The following is a 1629-nucleotide window of genomic DNA, read 5'->3' as shown; positions in this document are numbered from 1 at the left end:
GGCCCCGCCCGGAGGCCCTGCCCCTCTTCGAGCAGCCGGACGCTCAGCCACCGACGGAGCCGCGGGGCTGACCAGCTCGACGGCATCGGCCACATCGCGGCAGCAGCCGCTCCCCATCAGCCCGAGACGGGCGGTGCGGTCGCCTCACGCTGCCCAGCCCCGCGACGGCGGGGGTACGGCGCTCAGCCCCCGTCCCGCCCCGTCAGACGGCCGCTCAGCGCCACGCGCCCCCCACCCCTCCGCCGCCAGCCTGTCCGCGAGCACAACAGCGAGAGCGGCAGTCGGCAGACGGCTGGCCATGTAAACCGCTCAGAGATGCCGCCCTCGCTGGGCAGCAGAAAGCCCCCGCCGGATCTCCGACGGGGGCTCCTGGGGACGTTGGGCGAGGGCTCTATGTGTCACTCGCCGATGGGCACCCGGGCGCCGGGGGCGTAGACGTCTTCCCAGTAGCCGAGTGCCTGTTCGTCGTCGTGGAAGGTCACGGTCGTGACGAAGACGGCGATGGCCGAGTGGGCCGGGGCGTCGATCTCCAAGGCGTTCAGCTCGTCCTGGGACGCCTGCCGGGCGTGGCCGGTGCGCTGCCCCTTCACGACTTCGCGGCCGGTGCGCTCGCTGTAGAGCTTGTCGAACTGCTTCACCATCCGTACGTCGTCGGCCAGCTCCGGGACGGCGGCCACCGTGTGGGGCGGATAGACGGAGACGCCGACCGACGTCGGCTTGTCGTCCTGGCGGAAGACGCGAATGCGGATCACGGCTTCGTCGCCGGGCTCCAGGTTGAGAGCCGTGCAAATCTCGGGGTCGTGGACCGACCGGGTCATCACGCGGTGACCGGAGGAGGTCTCGCCGGGGGCGTAGCGCATCCCGTTCTTCTCCATGCGCTTCAGGCGGTCCGCGCCGGTGATCACCATGGGGTTCTTCTCGACGACCGTGCCCAGCGCCCCGCGCGAGCTGACCAGGCCCTCGCTCTTGAGTACGGCCAGGGCCCGGCTCACGGTCTTGGCCGCCACGCCGAACTGCTCACGGATCTCAGCGACGGACGGCAACGTGGCGCCAGGCGCGAGTTCCCCGCTCTTGATCAGTGTGCGGAAGTGGGCCGCCACGTCGGCATAGCCCTTCCCCTCCGGTGCCTTGTATGGCATGGCTTCTCCCTGTTTGTCGGAGCGCGGTACACCTCCGAAGGTACATCAATGACCCTCCCAAGGTACATCCTTGCCTCGCATCGGTGCTTGATGTATCTTCGTGGCGTCGGCAAGATACGTTAAGTACCACCGGGCCGACAGATGCGTACCTTCGGCAAGAGAGGGTCTGTCGTGGCCACAAGGAACGTTCCGCCCCGGTCCGGGGCGAACAGCACGCACAGCAACAGCAGCAAGTTCTCGAACGCGGGAGCGGCGGCCGGCGGGTTCGTCGGCGCGATGGGCGGCTCGTTCGTCCCGCCGGTGAACGTCACGGTCAACCGCACGACGAACAAGGGCGGGGGCGCTGGGCAGTCCGGCAAGGGCCGCTCCCAGTTCATCCTCGGGGAGCCCGAGTTCAACAACGCGGACGACGTCCGCAACTACTGCAACCACCTGCGGGCGCTGATGATCCAGGCGGCCATCCAGCTGGCCATGGCCGCGAAGATCCTGG

The 1629-nt window shown here is 69.1% G+C and carries 2 protein-coding genes; one reads left to right on the top strand and one right to left on the bottom strand.

All coding sequences use genetic code 11. The annotated features are described in order from the left end of the window. Window positions 1-398 precede the first annotated feature (398 nt). Window positions 399-1139: a GntR family transcriptional regulator gene (locus tag ACFT41_RS32235; RefSeq protein ID WP_376073315.1), complete on the bottom strand. Its 741-nt coding sequence runs from the start codon at window positions 1137-1139 to the stop codon at window positions 399-401. A 171-nt stretch (window positions 1140-1310) separates the two neighbouring features. Here ACFT41_RS32235 and traA point away from each other — a divergent pair. Continuing rightward, window positions 1311-1629: plasmid transfer protein TraA (gene traA, locus ACFT41_RS32230; protein ID WP_377614112.1), on the top strand; the 319-nt coding region annotated here is incomplete at its 3' end.

It is taken from the genome of Micromonospora sp. NPDC057141 (assembly GCF_042670805.1).
In the GTDB taxonomy this organism is placed as follows: domain Bacteria; phylum Actinomycetota; class Actinomycetes; order Mycobacteriales; family Micromonosporaceae; genus Micromonospora.
The sequence above is the reverse complement of the archived record's forward strand: the minus strand, read 5'-3'. Positions and strand labels throughout refer to the sequence as shown.